Annotated in this window: 15 protein-coding genes and 1 tRNA gene; 11 read left to right on the forward strand and 5 right to left on the reverse strand. The window is 54.5% G+C overall.

The window, feature by feature from the left end; translation table 11 throughout:
* On the forward strand, positions 1-761 hold a 761-nt coding region (locus IEW06_RS18060; RefSeq protein ID WP_505693792.1), incomplete at its 5' end, for a T9SS type A sorting domain-containing protein.
* 675 nt (positions 762-1436) lie between these two features.
* Here the strand turns inward: IEW06_RS18060 and IEW06_RS18065 are convergent.
* Positions 1437-1509 (reverse strand) — tRNA-Lys (locus IEW06_RS18065).
* 269 nt (positions 1510-1778) lie between these two features.
* Here IEW06_RS18065 and IEW06_RS18070 point away from each other — a divergent pair.
* Positions 1779-2303: a hypothetical protein gene (locus IEW06_RS18070; RefSeq protein ID WP_187731472.1), complete on the forward strand. Its 525-nt coding sequence runs from the start codon at positions 1779-1781 to the stop codon at positions 2301-2303.
* Between the two features lie 92 nt (positions 2304-2395).
* Here IEW06_RS18070 and IEW06_RS18075 read toward each other — a convergent pair whose 3' ends face one another.
* A complete protein-coding gene (locus IEW06_RS18075; protein WP_187731471.1) occupies positions 2396-3202 on the reverse strand; it encodes an SDR family oxidoreductase in 807 nt (268 codons plus the stop codon).
* A gap of 220 nt (positions 3203-3422) precedes the next feature.
* Between IEW06_RS18075 and rlmD the strand changes: the two genes are divergently transcribed.
* From rlmD to IEW06_RS18090, 3 genes are all read left to right on the forward strand, one after another.
* The gene (gene rlmD / locus IEW06_RS18080; protein ID WP_187734275.1) at positions 3423-4772 is read left to right on the forward strand and encodes a 23S rRNA (uracil(1939)-C(5))-methyltransferase RlmD; all 1350 of its coding nucleotides are present in this window, start codon (positions 3423-3425) and stop codon (positions 4770-4772) included.
* A gap of 106 nt (positions 4773-4878) precedes the next feature.
* On the forward strand, positions 4879-5196 hold the full coding sequence (locus IEW06_RS18085) for a GIY-YIG nuclease family protein (protein ID WP_308422039.1): 318 nt from the start codon (positions 4879-4881) through the stop codon (positions 5194-5196).
* Positions 5197-5223: 27 nt separating this feature from the next.
* Entirely contained in the window at positions 5224-5598 is a 375-nt protein-coding gene (locus IEW06_RS18090; protein ID WP_187308949.1) for a hypothetical protein, read from the forward strand.
* 84 nt (positions 5599-5682) lie between these two features.
* Here the strand turns inward: IEW06_RS18090 and thiL are convergent, their stop codons facing one another.
* Positions 5683-6711, reverse strand: coding sequence for a thiamine-phosphate kinase (gene thiL / locus IEW06_RS18095; protein ID WP_188548717.1), 1029 nt, complete (start codon positions 6709-6711; stop codon positions 5683-5685).
* Between the two features lie 163 nt (positions 6712-6874).
* On the opposite strand from thiL, the gene IEW06_RS18100 reads away from it, so the two are divergent.
* From IEW06_RS18100 to IEW06_RS18125, 6 genes are all read left to right on the forward strand, one after another.
* Complete coding sequence (locus IEW06_RS18100) at positions 6875-7465, forward strand: TetR/AcrR family transcriptional regulator (protein WP_187731469.1); 591 nt, start codon at positions 6875-6877, stop codon at positions 7463-7465.
* 33 nt (positions 7466-7498) lie between these two features.
* Positions 7499-8488, forward strand: a complete 990-nt coding sequence (paaA, locus tag IEW06_RS18105) for a 1,2-phenylacetyl-CoA epoxidase subunit PaaA (protein WP_187731468.1) — start codon at positions 7499-7501, stop codon at positions 8486-8488.
* A gap of 79 nt (positions 8489-8567) precedes the next feature.
* Entirely contained in the window at positions 8568-9248 is a 681-nt protein-coding gene (locus IEW06_RS18110; RefSeq protein ID WP_187731467.1) for a phenylacetic acid degradation b, read from the forward strand.
* Complete coding sequence (gene paaC / locus IEW06_RS18115) at positions 9245-10000, forward strand: 1,2-phenylacetyl-CoA epoxidase subunit PaaC (protein ID WP_188548718.1); 756 nt, start codon at positions 9245-9247, stop codon at positions 9998-10000. The genes IEW06_RS18110 and paaC overlap by 4 nt, the downstream gene beginning before the upstream one ends.
* 63 nt (positions 10001-10063) lie before the next feature.
* Positions 10064-10543, forward strand: a complete 480-nt coding sequence (paaD, locus tag IEW06_RS18120) for a 1,2-phenylacetyl-CoA epoxidase subunit PaaD (RefSeq protein WP_187731466.1) — start codon at positions 10064-10066, stop codon at positions 10541-10543.
* A gap of 48 nt (positions 10544-10591) precedes the next feature.
* Positions 10592-11191 carry a hypothetical protein gene (locus IEW06_RS18125; RefSeq protein ID WP_187731465.1) on the forward strand — a complete coding sequence of 200 codons (600 nt, stop codon included), beginning with the start codon at positions 10592-10594 and terminating at the stop codon, positions 11189-11191.
* 127 nt (positions 11192-11318) lie between these two features.
* On the opposite strand, the gene IEW06_RS18130 is transcribed toward IEW06_RS18125, so the two are convergent.
* Both IEW06_RS18130 and IEW06_RS18135 read right to left on the reverse strand, forming a co-directional pair.
* Positions 11319-13064 (reverse strand): M3 family oligoendopeptidase, encoded by a 1746-nt coding sequence (locus IEW06_RS18130; protein ID WP_187731464.1) that lies wholly within the window; start codon positions 13062-13064, stop codon positions 11319-11321.
* Positions 13065-13184: 120 nt separating this feature from the next.
* A complete protein-coding gene (locus IEW06_RS18135) occupies positions 13185-14291 on the reverse strand; it encodes a ferredoxin--NADP reductase (protein WP_187731463.1) in 1107 nt (368 codons plus the stop codon).
* Positions 14292-14426: the final 135 nt, after the last annotated feature.

Raw genomic sequence — 14426 nt, forward strand, 5'->3', positions numbered from 1 at the left:
TCACCGATAACCTAGGCAAGGCTAGCGCTGCTGATCAGGTCGTCGTTACCGTCAACTCCACCACGACCACCCCAGCAGGTCAGCAAGTAACGAGCTTCACACTTATCAATGCGGACACGGACCTGCCCATTCGCGACTTGGTCGCGGGCGATGTCCTGAACTTGGCCACCCTGCCCACCAAAAACCTCAACATACGGGCCAATACCAACCCGACGGTGGTAGGGAGTGTGGTGTTTGTCTTAAGTGGTGCCGTCAACCTGACCGAGAGTGAGAGCGATCCAAATGCGCCCTATGCCCTTTTCCCTACGACGGGCTATAATTACCACCCCTGGACCCCACCCGTCGGTAGCTACTCGCTCAAAGGCACCCCCTACACACAAAGCAATGGGGCCGGCACGGCGGGAACCGCGCTCACTGTCAACTTCACCGTCACTGATCAGACTGCTCTAACGGCTTCTACTACCTCCACTACTCTTAAAGAAAAGGAATTAAGTTTTTCAACCTCCCTAGTAAATGTGTATCCAAATCCCTCATCTGATGGGCATTTTACTGTGGAATTGCCAGAAGCTTTCCAGGGTGAGATTACCTATACATTAGTGTCTTCCACCGGGTCGAAGGTGAGTAGCGGCAAGGCTATTTTGCCTGCTGCCACTTCCCTGCTACAGCTCAATTTCGCAGATCAAATGAGCATAATAGGTGAATATTACTTGCATTTACAAGGAGCTAAGATTCAAACTCACCTAAAATTAATTCGTAAGTAAGCGGTACTCCAAAGTAAAGAAGCCAGCAGGAAGCAGTATACGTTAATAATGTATGCTGCTTTCTGCTGGCTTTCTGACTTACAGTATTGAGCGGCATAGAAGGCGACACCACCGAGGCGGAAGTAGCGTTCAATCATGGCATCGATCTTTTGCTTGGTCTGGTTCTTAGTAAAATGAAAGTGCAGGTTGGGCGAGCCGTCTAAGTATACTGATTCGCTTTTTCGGGTGGAGCGAAATGCACGGGCTTTTGCCCGGCTTAGTGGACACGGAGGAGCCTGGCCTACCAGTGGGGTGCTAAGAAGATACAAGGGCAAGGCAGCGGTTCCTCGATAGCCAGCACGGCGGCGTAGCCGAGGCATGCATAGCTTTCTGGATCGGAGTGATGCTGCCGCCTACTTCGGGAGACTATCAGGCTTTTTTAGGCGGTTTGCGCCCTCTCTCCTAGCCCATGGGGTGGGCTCTGAGAGCAGAAAAAGTTTCTACTTTAGGCTTTGAGCTAAAACATAGTCTTATAAACTCGGACTCTGGTCTTACCAACCTGAATTGCAAGACCACAATTTGGTCAAAATGTAAGACTATGTTTCAAATTACTTTAACTGAAATAGGCCAAACCTTATAAGGTTATATAGAAACATATTAGAAACAAAAAAGCCACACGGTTAAGAGTGGCTTTCGTGATCCCGCTGGGATTCGAACCCAGGACCCATACATTAAAAGTGTATTGCTCTACCAGCTGAGCTACAGAATCGTTTATTTGCAACTGGAAAACGCCTTCCTTGATTGCGGGTACAAAAGTAGAGGGCCGCCCCTTAACCACCAAACGTTTTGCTAAAAAAGCTGTATCTTTTTTTTCTTTTTTGGGCTTTTTACAGCCAACCTGTTCTGGGCCAAAAGAATAGCTTAGCTCTTGCTAAAGCAGATTCTCTGTTTGAAGCTAAGGCTTATCAGCAAGCTTATCCCTTATACCGACAGGTATTAAGGCAGGAGCAATTGGTTTCGACGCGCTTGCTGCTGCGTATGGCTTACATCCAGGAAGGATTGGATCATTATCCGGCCGCGCTTTATTATCTGAGTCTTGCACAAGCACATCAGCCTCGAGCGGCGACCTGGCGCAAAATGACGGAACTGGCCCAAAATTATCGGCTTACTGGCTATTCGAACACCTGGCAACAGCAGCTGCTCATTACTATTCGACGGTACTATTACCGCATTCTACAGGCACTATTAGTGGGCGCAGTTATAGGCGGCACGCTGCTTTTGGTGCGGCACCGCCAGATGGGCGCTGGCTGGTGGGCGGTATACGCTGCATATTTAGGGTTAACGGTTGTGTACCTGAATACATTCGGGCCAGAGAAGGTGGGTATCGTGTCCAAATCTGCCGCGGCACTGATGGGGGCTCCTAGCCCTGGAGCTGCTTGGCTAACCACCGCAGCCGCCGGCGACCGGCTGGTGGTAGTAGGCCAGCGCGACATTTGGTACGAAGTTCAATGGCGCGGGCAGTCAGCTTACATCAGACGCCATGACTTGATGCTGGTACAATAAAAAAGCCCCCCAGCCCCTACTTAGAGGTGACTGGGGGGCTTTTTTAATTGGCGGTCAGGCAGAGCGTCTTATGGATGGTTAATCCTTCATGCTTATCTCACCGGCGAGCCTTCTTCCTTGCGAAAGTGATTGAGCACCAGTTTGTCCGTAATACCAGGCAGCCATTTATTCAGGAAAACGGTCAGCTTGCCTTGGCTAGTGAGAACAAGGTCGCGGCGGCGCTGCTGCACGGCGCGCAACAGGTGGCCGGCTACTTCTTCGCTGCTCATCATCTGGCCTTCGTCGCGGGGCGATTCGCCTTGGGCCGATCCGTCGGCAGCCAGGGCCGTTTGGCGGATGTTGGAAGAGGTGAAGCCAGGGCAGGCTACCAGCACATGCACACCTTGGGGCAATAGCTCTGTGCGTAGGGCTTCCAGGAATCCTTGCATGGCGAATTTGGAGGCGGAATAGCCCGTGCGGCCCGGCAACCCACGGTAACCGGCGATGCTGGAAATACCCACGATGGAGCCTTTAGCGGCCAGAATATGAGGCAGAGCAAACTTAGTGGTGAAAACAGTGCCGAAGAAGTTGGTCTGCATCAGTCGCTTAATCACTTCCAGATCAGCATCCTGAAACAAGGCCCGCATAGAAATACCAGCATTATTGATCAGAACATCGATGCGGCCAAAAGCGGCTATAGTTTCCTCGATGGCACGGGCTGAGTCGGCTTCAACGCCTACGTCGGCGCGTACGGTGCGGTGCTGAATGCCGAGTTGGGTGAGTTGCTGGGCAGTTTCGGCGAGCTTGGCTTCGTCGCGGCCCGTGACGACGACACGGGCGCCGGCTTGCCCAAATACCACGGCGCAGGCCCGGCCGATGCCTGAGGTTCCGCCGGTGATGAGCACTACTTTATCTTTCATATGCAGTTGTTCAAGCAGAAGTGGGCCTACGACTTTGCAGCCCACCGGAAGCAAAACTACGGTTTTTGCAGCGCCGCGGGGGGCTTTTTCGAAAGCCTTACGCTTGGCTAATACGCCTCATCTTCTGGCGAGGCCGCTACTTTGCCCTACCTTTGCACTCGTGACTACGACAGCAAAAAAACTCAAGACGGAAGGACTCCGCGAAATAGAAATCACCACTATGGTAGCCGAGGGCAAATGCCTCGTGCGCCATGATAATCTGGTCATCTTCGTGACTGGCGTAGCGCCCGGCGACGTGGTGGATCTGCGCATTACCAAAGCCAAGAAAAGCTTCCTAGAAGCCGTGCCCACGCGTTTCCACAAGTATTCCGACCTGCGGGTGGAGCCTTTCTGCCAGCACTTTGGCACCTGTGGGGGCTGCAAGTGGCAGCATTTGGGCTACGATACTCAACTTCAGTACAAGCAACAGCAGGTAGAGGACACCTTGCAGCGCATTGGCAAGGTAGAAATGCCCCCCGTGGCGCCTATTCAGCACTCGCCGGCCCGCACATACTACCGCAACAAGCTCGAATACACCTTCAGCCACAACGGCTGGCTTACCAACGAGCAGATTCAGTCGGGCGCGGAGATTGAGCGCCGGGTGCTGGGCTTTCACACTCCGGCCCGCTTCGACAAGATCATCGATGTGCAGCACTGCTGGTTACAGCCCGAGCCCTCGAATGAAATCCGGTTGGCCGTGCGCAACTACGCCCACGAGCACGATTTGCCCTTCAATAACCTAGTGACGCAGGAAGGCTTCCTGCGCAACCTCATCATCCGCACGGCCAATACCGGCGACCTGATGGTGATTTTGCAGTGCTATTACCACCACGATGCCCTAATACCCCTGCTGGATTATCTGCACGCGAAGTTTCCCCAAATCACTTCGCTCAACTACGTGCTCAACAACAAGGGTAACGAGACTTTCCACGACCTGGATGTGGTGTGCTACAAAGGTGAGCCCCACATTCACGAGGAAATGGAAGGGCTGCGCTTCCGCGTGGGGCCGAAGTCTTTCTACCAGACCAACTCTGAGGGGGCATACAATCTCTACAAAATAGCCCGCGACTTTGCCCAGCTAACTGGCAACGAGCTGGTGTACGACCTATACACCGGCGCCGGCACCATCGCCAACTTTGTGGCCCGTCAGGCTAGCAAGGTACTTGGGGTTGAGTATGTGGAGCAGGCCGTGCAGGATGCCTACGTGAACTCAGAAATCAACAATATCACGAATACGGCCTTCTTTGCTGGCGACATGAAGGACGTGCTCACCGCCGACTTCACCGCCCAGCACGGTCGCCCCGACGTCATTATCACCGACCCGCCCCGTGCCGGCATGCACCCCGATGTAGTGCAGCGTCTGCTCGAAATACGCGCCCCCCGCATCGTGTACGTCAGCTGCAACCCTGCCACCCAAGCGCGGGATTTGGAGCTACTAGACCCTGCGTACCGCGTGACGCGTGTGCAGCCCGTGGATATGTTTCCGCACACGCATCATGTAGAGAATGTGGTAGCGCTGGAGCTGCGATGAGTTTTCATTAAATAACCGCCTGTCATCCTGAGCTTGCGAAGGACCTTATCACGCCTGAACAAGTCGCTGCAAAACCATTTACACCCAATTAGCGATGCCGTATTACGTGTACATCACGACCAACCCGGCCAAAACGGTTTTGTACATCGGCATCACGAATAGTCTTCTTCAGCGAATGGCGCAGCATTACAGTAATCGTGGCACGAACCAAACTTTTGCTGGACGCTATTTCTGCTACAATCTGTTGTATTTTGAAGAATACTCTGATAGCAAGGCAGCTATTGAGCGCGAAAAGGAGTTGAAGGGCTGGAGGCGAGCGAAAAAAGAGGCGCTAATTGCTTCGGATAATTCTGACTGGCTTTTTTTGCAGCCGCAGAAAACGCAAGACTGCATCGGCGATAAGGTCCTTCCTTCGTCAGGATGACAATGTTAACAACGACTGCTACGTATTATGGATTACTCTAACGACCCCGAACTGAACGGCAAATACCTCGGTACCATCACCAAGGACTTCGCCACGGTATCGGATACGCTGAAAGAAGCTTCTTATCAAATTCGGAAGCGGGAGATTTCGAAGTATCCCATTTTCGTGTTTGCCCGGCAGGAGGTGCCGTTGGGGGGCCTTTTGGTGAATGCCGACGAGCTGAATCTGGAGTGGCACGTCTTCGCCTCGTATCTGGATGTATTCGTGCAGCAACGCGTTATCAGCCCTGAAGGCATTGAGGCTTTTGAACAGACGTATAAAGACCCGGAGGAGTATTGCTGCTTATTCGTGCTGGATGAGGAGTTTACGAATTTCGTGTACGTGCCTTATCCTGAGGATTAGGTTTCAGATGAGTTCTACCAATAAAAAAGCCCCCCAGACTAGCCTGGGGGGCTTTTTTATTGGTACTTCACACGATACTATGATCTAGAAATGTTGGAACCCTTGCGCAGTAATTGGGACGGGCTGGCCGGCTTTGGTGATGAGGTTTACGCCATCGCTTTTCTCCGTGATGTGGCCGAGGATGGTGATATCGGGGTGGTTTTTGATTTTGGCGTGATCGGCCAGGGGCAGCGTGAAGAGAAGTTCGTAGTCCTCGCCGCCGTTGAGCATACACATGATGGGGTCGAGGTTGAACTCGTTGGCGACTTCCAGCATGGGGTTGGCGGCGGGCAGATTCTCGGAGAAAATGCGAGCACCAGTGCCGGAGGCCGTGCAGATGTGCAGGATTTCGGAGGCTAGGCCATCGGAAATATCGATCATGCTGGTGGGTGTGAGGCCCAGGTCGCGCAGCTCGTGGATGATGTCCAGGCGGGCTTCGGGGCGGAGTTGGCGCTGGAGTACGTAGGTGTAGTTGGCTAGCTCGGGCTGCATTTCGGGGTCGGCGAGGAAGGCGGCTTTTTCGCGTTCGAGCACTTGCAGGCCCAAAAAAGCCCCCCCGAGGTCGCCGGTTACGCAGATGAGGTCGTTGGGCTGGGCGCCGCTGCGACGCACGGCGCGGCCGGTTTCTATTTGGCCCATGGCCGTGATGCTGATGGTGAGGCCGCCGCGGCTGGCGGTGGTGTCGCCGCCTACTAGATCTACGTTATACGCCTCGCAGGCTAAGCGCATGCCTTCGTATAGCTCCTCAATGGCCTCCACGGAGTAACGGCTGCCGATGGCGAGGCCCACCACGATTTGCGTGGGCAGAGCATTCATGGCGGCAATATCCGACACGTTGACGGCAACGGCTTTGTAGCCCACGTGCTTCAGGGGGCAAAATGTAAGGTCGAAGTGGACGCCTTCCACCAGCAGGTCGGTGCTCACCACGATGTCGTGTTGGGCAGCGGGTGTCAGGATAGCGGCGTCGTCGCCGATGCCGAGCGTGGTGCTAGGCTGGCGCAGGGTGATGGTTTCTTGGATGCGGCGGATAAGGCCGAACTCACCGACTTTATCGAGAGGTGTAATGTCGCTCATAGGTGCAAAGGTACGTGAGGTTTTGGGCTGGCGTTGGCAGCATTTTGCTCAAGAGAGCTACCGTTGAGCAGGATCGCGGTTATGCGGTGATTTGCAGCACTATACTAAACGCAACTTCTGCTTGCTAACGAACGTTAGGAACCTTAGCTTTGTTTACTAGAATATGGAAGCCACTGCCCCTACCCTTTCGCGGAAAGCCCAAATCGACCAGACGGCTACGGCCCTGTTTCGGACGCGGGGCTTTGCAGCCACTAGTATGCGTGAGCTAGCGGAGGCCTTAGGCTTGGAGGCAGGTAGCTTGTATTCACATATCAAGTCCAAGCAGGAGTTACTGCACCGTATCTGCTTCCGCTTGGCCGACGACTTTTTTGCTGGCTTTGCCGCCGCTACCCACGATGCGGCCGAGCCGGCTGCTGTGCAATTGCGTCGGGCCATTGAAAGCCATGTGCGAGTCCTGACGCAGGATGTAGCTGCCTCCGCGGTGTTTTTGCACGAGTGGCGCCACCTGAGCGAACCCGCCCGCACCGAGTTTTTGGCTTTACGCGAGCGATATGAAGCCGGCTTTCGGCTTTTAATTCAGCGGGGCATTGAGCAAAACGACCTGCGCACGCCTGATGTCGCTTTTGCAACGCTCACTCTACTGGCCAGCCTGAATTGGCTGCCTTCTTGGTACAAACCTGACGGCAAATTGCCCCCCAGTGAAATTGCGCATCGCTTGGCCGACCAGTTGTTGCTTGGTCTGGCTAACTCCTAAATCTTAGCATTCCACCCTCATAATCCCACCCTTATGTACGGCTCCGCAAGCACCCACGATATTCCGGTCAGCGCCACTACCGGCCTCGAAAACGAAGATCCAATCCTGTTGGCTGAGTTTGAGGCGCGCATTGCCCGCGGCGAAAAAATCGAGCCCCGCGACTGGATGCCGGCCTTGTACCGCAAGCAGCTCATCCGTATGATTGAGCAGCATGCGCACTCCGAAATCATCGGCTCCTTGCCCGAAGGCACCTGGATTACGCGGGCTCCGGGCTTCCGTCGCAAGATGGCGCAGATGGCCAAAGTGCAGGACGAAGTCGGCCACGCGCAACTGCTATATTCGGCGGCTGAGACATTGGGCAAAACCCGCGAGCAGATGCTTTCTGACCTGATTAATGGCAAGAGCAAGTATTCCAACGTCTTCAACTACCCCGCCTTCACCTGGGCCGATTCCAACGTTATTTCCTGGCTGATTGATGCTGGTGCTATCGTTAACCAGATGGCGAATGCCAAAGGCAGTTACGGCCCCTATTGCCGGGCTCTGGAGCGGATTTGCGCCGAAGAGAGCTTCCATCTAAAGTATGGCCACGATGCCGTAGTACACTTGGCTACCGGTACCCTTACCCAGCGCCGCATGATTCAGGAAGCGCTGAACCGTTGGTGGCCGCCGATTATGACCTTCTTCGGTCCTTCGGATAAGATGAGTGTGCACACTGAGATTCTGATGCGCTGGAAGGTAAAAATGGCCTCCAACGACCATTGCCGCCAGCAATTCCTCGATATGTACGTACCTAAAATTTGGGAACTAGGACTTACGGTGCCCGATGCTAAACTGCGCAAAAACGAAGATGGCGTGTGGGAATTCACCGAGCCTGACTGGGAAGACTTTAAGCGCGTAATCAACGGCGACGGTCCCTGCAACGCGGAACGCTTAGCCGTGCGTCGTGCTGCCGAGGAAAATGGCGCTTGGGTACGCCGGGCTTTACTTTCGCCCAAAGCGAAATACGTGAAACCGTTGGCATAAGCAAGTTGAAATAAACAAGAACGTCATGCTTCGCTACCACTCTGCATGACGTTCTATCTGTTTGACATACGATTTTCCAATGTCCCTTTCCTCTCTTGATCCCCGCATTGCCCGTTTAGGGCTGCCCGATTCGCCTCCGCCTCCACCGGATAAGCCCGCTTTAGATCAGTTCGAGACCTACGAAGTATTCCACCAGAAAAAGGAAGGCACTGCCTACGCTTATGTAGGGCCAGTGCATGCGCCTTCTCTGGATGTGGCCTTTCTGTTTGGTAAAGAGCAATATAGTCGTCGTTTTGCCTGCACCGGTTTGTGGGTGACTCCAACCAGCGCGGTGCAGGTAACTGCTTACGGCGACGACACGGGCTCAGTGTACGATACGCTGCCTGGGGGGCAAAATGAGCCTACTGAAGCACCGCTTTCCGAATCTGCGGAGGAACAAGTGGCTTACGCGGCTGGGGAGGAAGATTACGACATTTTCCACCTGAAGAAGCGCGGCAAAGCGCACGTTCATGTTGGGAAGGTGCGGGCCAGCTCGCACACGATGGCCTTGCAGCAGGCAAAAGCAGTGTTTGGCGACCAGCGGCCAGTAGTGAATGTATGGGTGATTCGGTCGGCCGACATCTTGCGCTCGGACGAAGATGACCGCGACATCTGGTCGACTACTCCCGAGAAAAAATATCGCGATGCCCTGGCTTATAAAGTGCAGGACAAAATTGAGCGCTTCAAAGCCGAGAACCCCGAAAACGCCCCCCAAGCATGAACACCGACGCGCTAAAAGACCTGCTCTACCGCCTGGCCGACGACCAGCTTATCCTGGGTCACCGCAATTCCGAGTGGAACGGTCTGGGGCCTATTTTGGAAGAAGACATTGCCTTCTCTTCCATGGCCCAAGACAAGCTGGGCCACAGCCTTCAACTCTACACGCTGCTCCACCAGCTCGGCGAAGCGGAACCCGACACGGTAGCTTTCACCCGAAATGCCCCCCAGTTTCACTGCGCGCAGCTGGTAGAGCTTCCCATCGGTGAATACGACTTCAGTTTGATTCGCCACTTCCTGTATGACCACGCCGAGATTCTGCGCTTTGAAGCGCTCAGCCACAGTAGCTATGAGCCGCTGGCGCAAGTGGCGCGCAAGCTGAAGGGCGAGTTGAAATATCATACGCTGCACGCCAACACCTGGATAAAGCAACTCGGCAGCTCGACGGAAGAAGCTATTGAGCGGCTGCAAAACTCACTGAATTACACCTTGCCTTTCGCACTGGGTTTGTTTGAGAAGACAGCAGCCGAAGACCAGATAATCTCGGAAGGCATCTTCGTAGGCGAGGACGAAATAAAGGCACGCTGGCAGGAGAATATCACCAAGATTCTCAGCCAGACAGCTTTAGATATACCTGACCTGGCTGCATTGACACCGGTATTTGGTGGTAGAATAGGCGAGCATACGGAGTATTTGCAGCCGTTGCTCGATGAAATGGCGGAGGTGTTTCGGGTTGATCCGACAGCGGAATGGTAATTGGATGCAGCTTGTTATATAGCCGCTCATCGGAAACCTGCACTACCTATTCCTAACCTAATCATGGACAAAGCCACTATTCTTACTTGGCTCGAAGCGGTAAAAGACCCTGAGATTCCGGTGCTTTCGCTGGTGGATTTGGGGGTAATTCGCGACGTGCTGATAGACGAAAGCGGCCGCGTGACGGTGAAGATGACGCCTACGTTTTCGGGCTGCCCGGCCATGGACTACATGCAGCGCGATGTGGTGCAGACTTTGCAGGCGCACGGCATAGCCGATGTTCAAACAGAAATGAGCTTTGAGGAACCTTGGGACACGAATATGGTTTCGGAGAAAGGTCGGGAGGCGCTTAAGAACTTTGGGCTGGCTCCTCCGCCCGCGTACCAGGGAATTCTGGATCTGGACATCTTGGAATACGCTCAATGCCCTTTCTGCAACAGCCACAATACGGAGCTGCGAACGCCTTTTGGAGCCACTTTGTGCCGCTCCATGCACTACTGCAACGACTGCCGACAGCTATTTGAACAATTTAAACCCGTTTAACAACCTAACAGCATATGCTATTCGCCGATTTCCGGCGTTATTTCCGTTATGAAAAAAATATTTCCATTGGCCTTCATTCTTTTTATGGCCGCCTTCTCTTCCTGCAAAACTGACCGCGCTAACAAAGTAGCTATTGTCGATCCGGTATCGCCGGCGGCGGCGAAAGCTCAGCTTGATGTATTCCGCGATACACTGGACGTCCGCTGGACTCGTATGATAGCCAGTGACGACGCCAAAATGAGCGCTACTACACAGGTTTTAAGCGAATTGCGCAAGCAACCTGATACCAATGCAACGCAGATACAGCAGCTTGCCCGCGCCAACGAGCGACTCAAAACGTTGCGCTACTCCCAACAAAGCATGGCTGCCTCTGAGCGTATCGATGCCTATGACGCAGCCCAGGATTCGGTACTGCGGGCGATTTACGAGGTAGCTCTTCCTGCCAGCGGCCCTGCCAACGAAACCGTCCAGACGCTCACTGAAAGCATTCAGTCAGCTGATAGTGAAGTAGTTGGTCACCGTGTCCGCTATGATCAGGCAGCGAAGCAGTTCAACAACTACCTCAAGCTACACGAGTCTGAGATTTCCAAGATAGGTGGCGAATACAGCCAGTTGCAGCCCCTACCCTTATTTGAGTTGCAACAATAATTGTAACCTCTAAACCTAAAAAAGCCCCCCAGAAATATTCTGGGAGGCTTTTTTAGGTTTTATTTCTACTAGGAGGCGGTCATGCTTCGTGGCCTCAGCATGACCGCCTCTTACTTGTTTATACTTCTTACAACCGGGCCATTTCCTCGCGCACGAAGTCGGCTAAGGAGCGCAAATACTCAGTGCTAAAATCGAAGCGAATACCGGCGGCAGCATAAATCTCGCCGATGGGGGCAGTATAACCCAAAGCCAAAGCGCGCTTGTAAGCCTCTAAGCCCTGTTGCGGATTCTGGCGGAAGTTGCGCCACACGGCAATAGCACCAAGCTGAGCCATGGCGTACTCAATGTAGTAGAACGGCACTTCGTAGAGGTGCAACTGCTTTTGCCACAAGTACGGCTTGTATTGCTCCAAGCCCTTCCAGCTCACTGTGCGCTGGTTGAACTCGTCGAACACCTGCACCCAGCGCTCGTGGCGCTGCTCCGTGGTGTGCTCCGGGTTTTCGTAAATCCAATGCTGAAACTTGTCGATGGTGGCTACCCAGGGGAAGGTTTCGAGCACACTTTCCAGGTGCGTCTTCTTGGCCCTGCGTAGCTCATCGGCATCCGGGAAAAACTCGTCCCAATGGTCCATGCTCATCAGTTCCATGCTCATGGAGGCCAGCTCAGCTACCTCACTCGGCGGGTGCTTATCGGCTGATAGCGGCAAGGTGCGGGTCAGGAAAGAATGCACGGCGTGGCCGCCTTCATGCAGCATCGTTACCACGTCGCGCAGGGAAGAGGTGGCATTCATGAAGATGAACGGCACGCCGGTTTCATCCAGCGGATAGTTGTAGCCGCCGGGCGCTTTACCCTTCCTCGACTCAAGATCGAGGTGCCCCATTTGCCGCATTGTGCGCAGACAGTCACCTAGATAAGGGTCAAGGTGTTGAAAAACGGTGATGGTTTTTTCGAGCAATTCCGCACCCGTCTCGAAGGGCCGCAAGGGCGCTTTGCCGCTCACATCCACATCCAAGTCCCAGGGCCGAAGCTCCGGCAGATTCAGATCCTGACGGCGCTCCAAGTCGAGGTCGTCGATGAGGGGCACTACCGTTTCGCGGATAGCGCGGTGGAAGTTGAAGCAATCCTGCGGCGTGTAGTCGAAGCGGCCCAGCGCGGCAAACATGTAGTCGCGGAAGTCCTTGAACCCCGCATTCAGCGCCATCTGGTGGCGCAGCCGCACCAACTGCGTAAACAGCTTATCGAGCGACTCTTTATCCTGTAAGCGCCGCTCCTGAATAGCTATATACGCCTGCTCGCGCACGGCCCGGTCGGGGTTTTTCAGAAAGTCGGCGGCCCGCGGCAGCGTCATTTCCTCCCCATTAATGCTAACCGTCATCGCGCCCACGGTGGCCGCGTATTGCTGCTGCTTGGTGCTGATATCGGTTTTGAGCGGAATATTCTCGGCCCGGTAAATCTCCAGCGCCTGCCGCACCGACCGAATGAAAACGCGGTAGCGCTGCGGGTCCAGCTCGCCCACGTACTCTGATTGAATGAGCTTTTCGTTCAGGGCGTGGTCGTAGGGCGCTACATTGGGCTCTATCTCGCTCACGAAATACTGGAAGGCTTCGGCGCGCTCTTCGTCCTGGGTGTCGCAGGTCATGCGGATGTAGCGCCAGGCCAGGTTTTCGCTTAACGCGCTTTCCAGCTCACTCCGATCGAGCAGCCACTCTTCCAGTTCCTGGGGGGCATTTATCTGCCGGTCGCGCAGCTCAATGAAGTAGGACTCCAGAGCAGACCAATCCGTTACAATAAAATCTTCGGGCAAATAGCGGCGGGCGGGACGCTGGGTATCAGTGGCCGAGGCGAGCTGTATTTCGGGGGCGGCGTGTAGCATAGGAAGTACAAGATAAGCCAGCGATTTAATGTTGTCGAAAGTTGAGGCAAATTCCAATCGACTTACTACAAATCTACCTCAACAGGAGATATTTTCGCGAAATCCCGTTTCGCTAGTTCCTTACGCTATCTCAATAACAACGTCGGCTGTCAGCGGATGACCCACGCAGGTAAGGACGTAGCCTTGTTTCATCTCAGAATCGGATAAGCCTTCACGCTCGTCCAGGTGTACTTTGCCCGACAGGCACTTGCCGCGGCAAGCCGTGCACAAGCCCGCCTGGCAGGAATAAGGCAGGTCGATATCCTGATCGAGGGCGGCTTCGAGAATCGTTTGGTTGGGTTCAACCACCAGTTTGTATTCGCTGCCTTCGTAATTGATGGTTACCGTGCGGGTCACGATTTTGCCGTCATCGTCGGCCGATGATACGTCGCCGTGCCCATTGGGCTGAGCAACAGCAGCTTCAATAGTGTCGGCGGCCGCAACAAAGCTTTCCCGATGGATACGGGCAGCAGGAACGCCTAGCAGCTCCAGCGCGGAACGAGCTTCCTGCATCAGGCCATCGGGGCCGCAGAGGTAATATTCGGCTTGCTCGGCCGGGAACTGGTGGCGCTGCTCCAGAATGCGCAACAGCATCGTGCGGTTCAGACGGCCTTTATGCTGCGCAGCTTCCGGATTGGCAGGCTGGCTATACACATGCTCGACCTGCAAACGCCCCCCCGACTCCTGCTCCAGCGTAGCTAGCTGCTGCCGGAATATTACTGATTCCTCATTCCGGTTGCCATACACGAGCAGAATATGACTCTGAGGCTCCTCGCGCAGCACCGATTTCAGAATACTCATCAAAGGCGTAATACCGCTACCGGCACCAACCAGAACCAACGAGCGAGCCGATTTGGGACTGGGCTTTACGGTAAAGTTGCCGAGCGGCGCCATGGCCTCTATCTGCTGGCCTACGCGCACTGTATCAAGCAGATAGTTGCTTACCAAACCTCCGGGCACCCGCTTCACCGTGACGGACAAGCGCGGGGCTTCGTGCGGCGTGCTACTCAGGGAGTAAGCGCGGCGCTCTTTTTTGCCCCCCGGACCGCAGGGCAGAATCAGGGTTAGAAACTGGCCGGGCTGGCAGGCAATGGGCTGGCGGGTGGGTAGCTCAAGGTGAATCGTAACGGCGTCGGGCGTTTCGTGGGTGAGCTCGACAACGTGGAGGGTGAGGTAAGGACTGCTCATTCTGGATGGAAGACTGGGGCTTAGGAACTTGGAAACCTAGGGGGCAAAAGTACGGGATTAATGCTGCTCAGACCTTAGCTTGCGCCCGACTTTATGTGGTAAAGCCAGCGCGTGTATACGCTTTCTTCATTTTCA

The sequence above is a fragment of the Hymenobacter qilianensis genome, assembly GCF_014638675.1.
GTDB lineage: Bacteria > Bacteroidota > Bacteroidia > Cytophagales > Hymenobacteraceae > Hymenobacter > Hymenobacter qilianensis.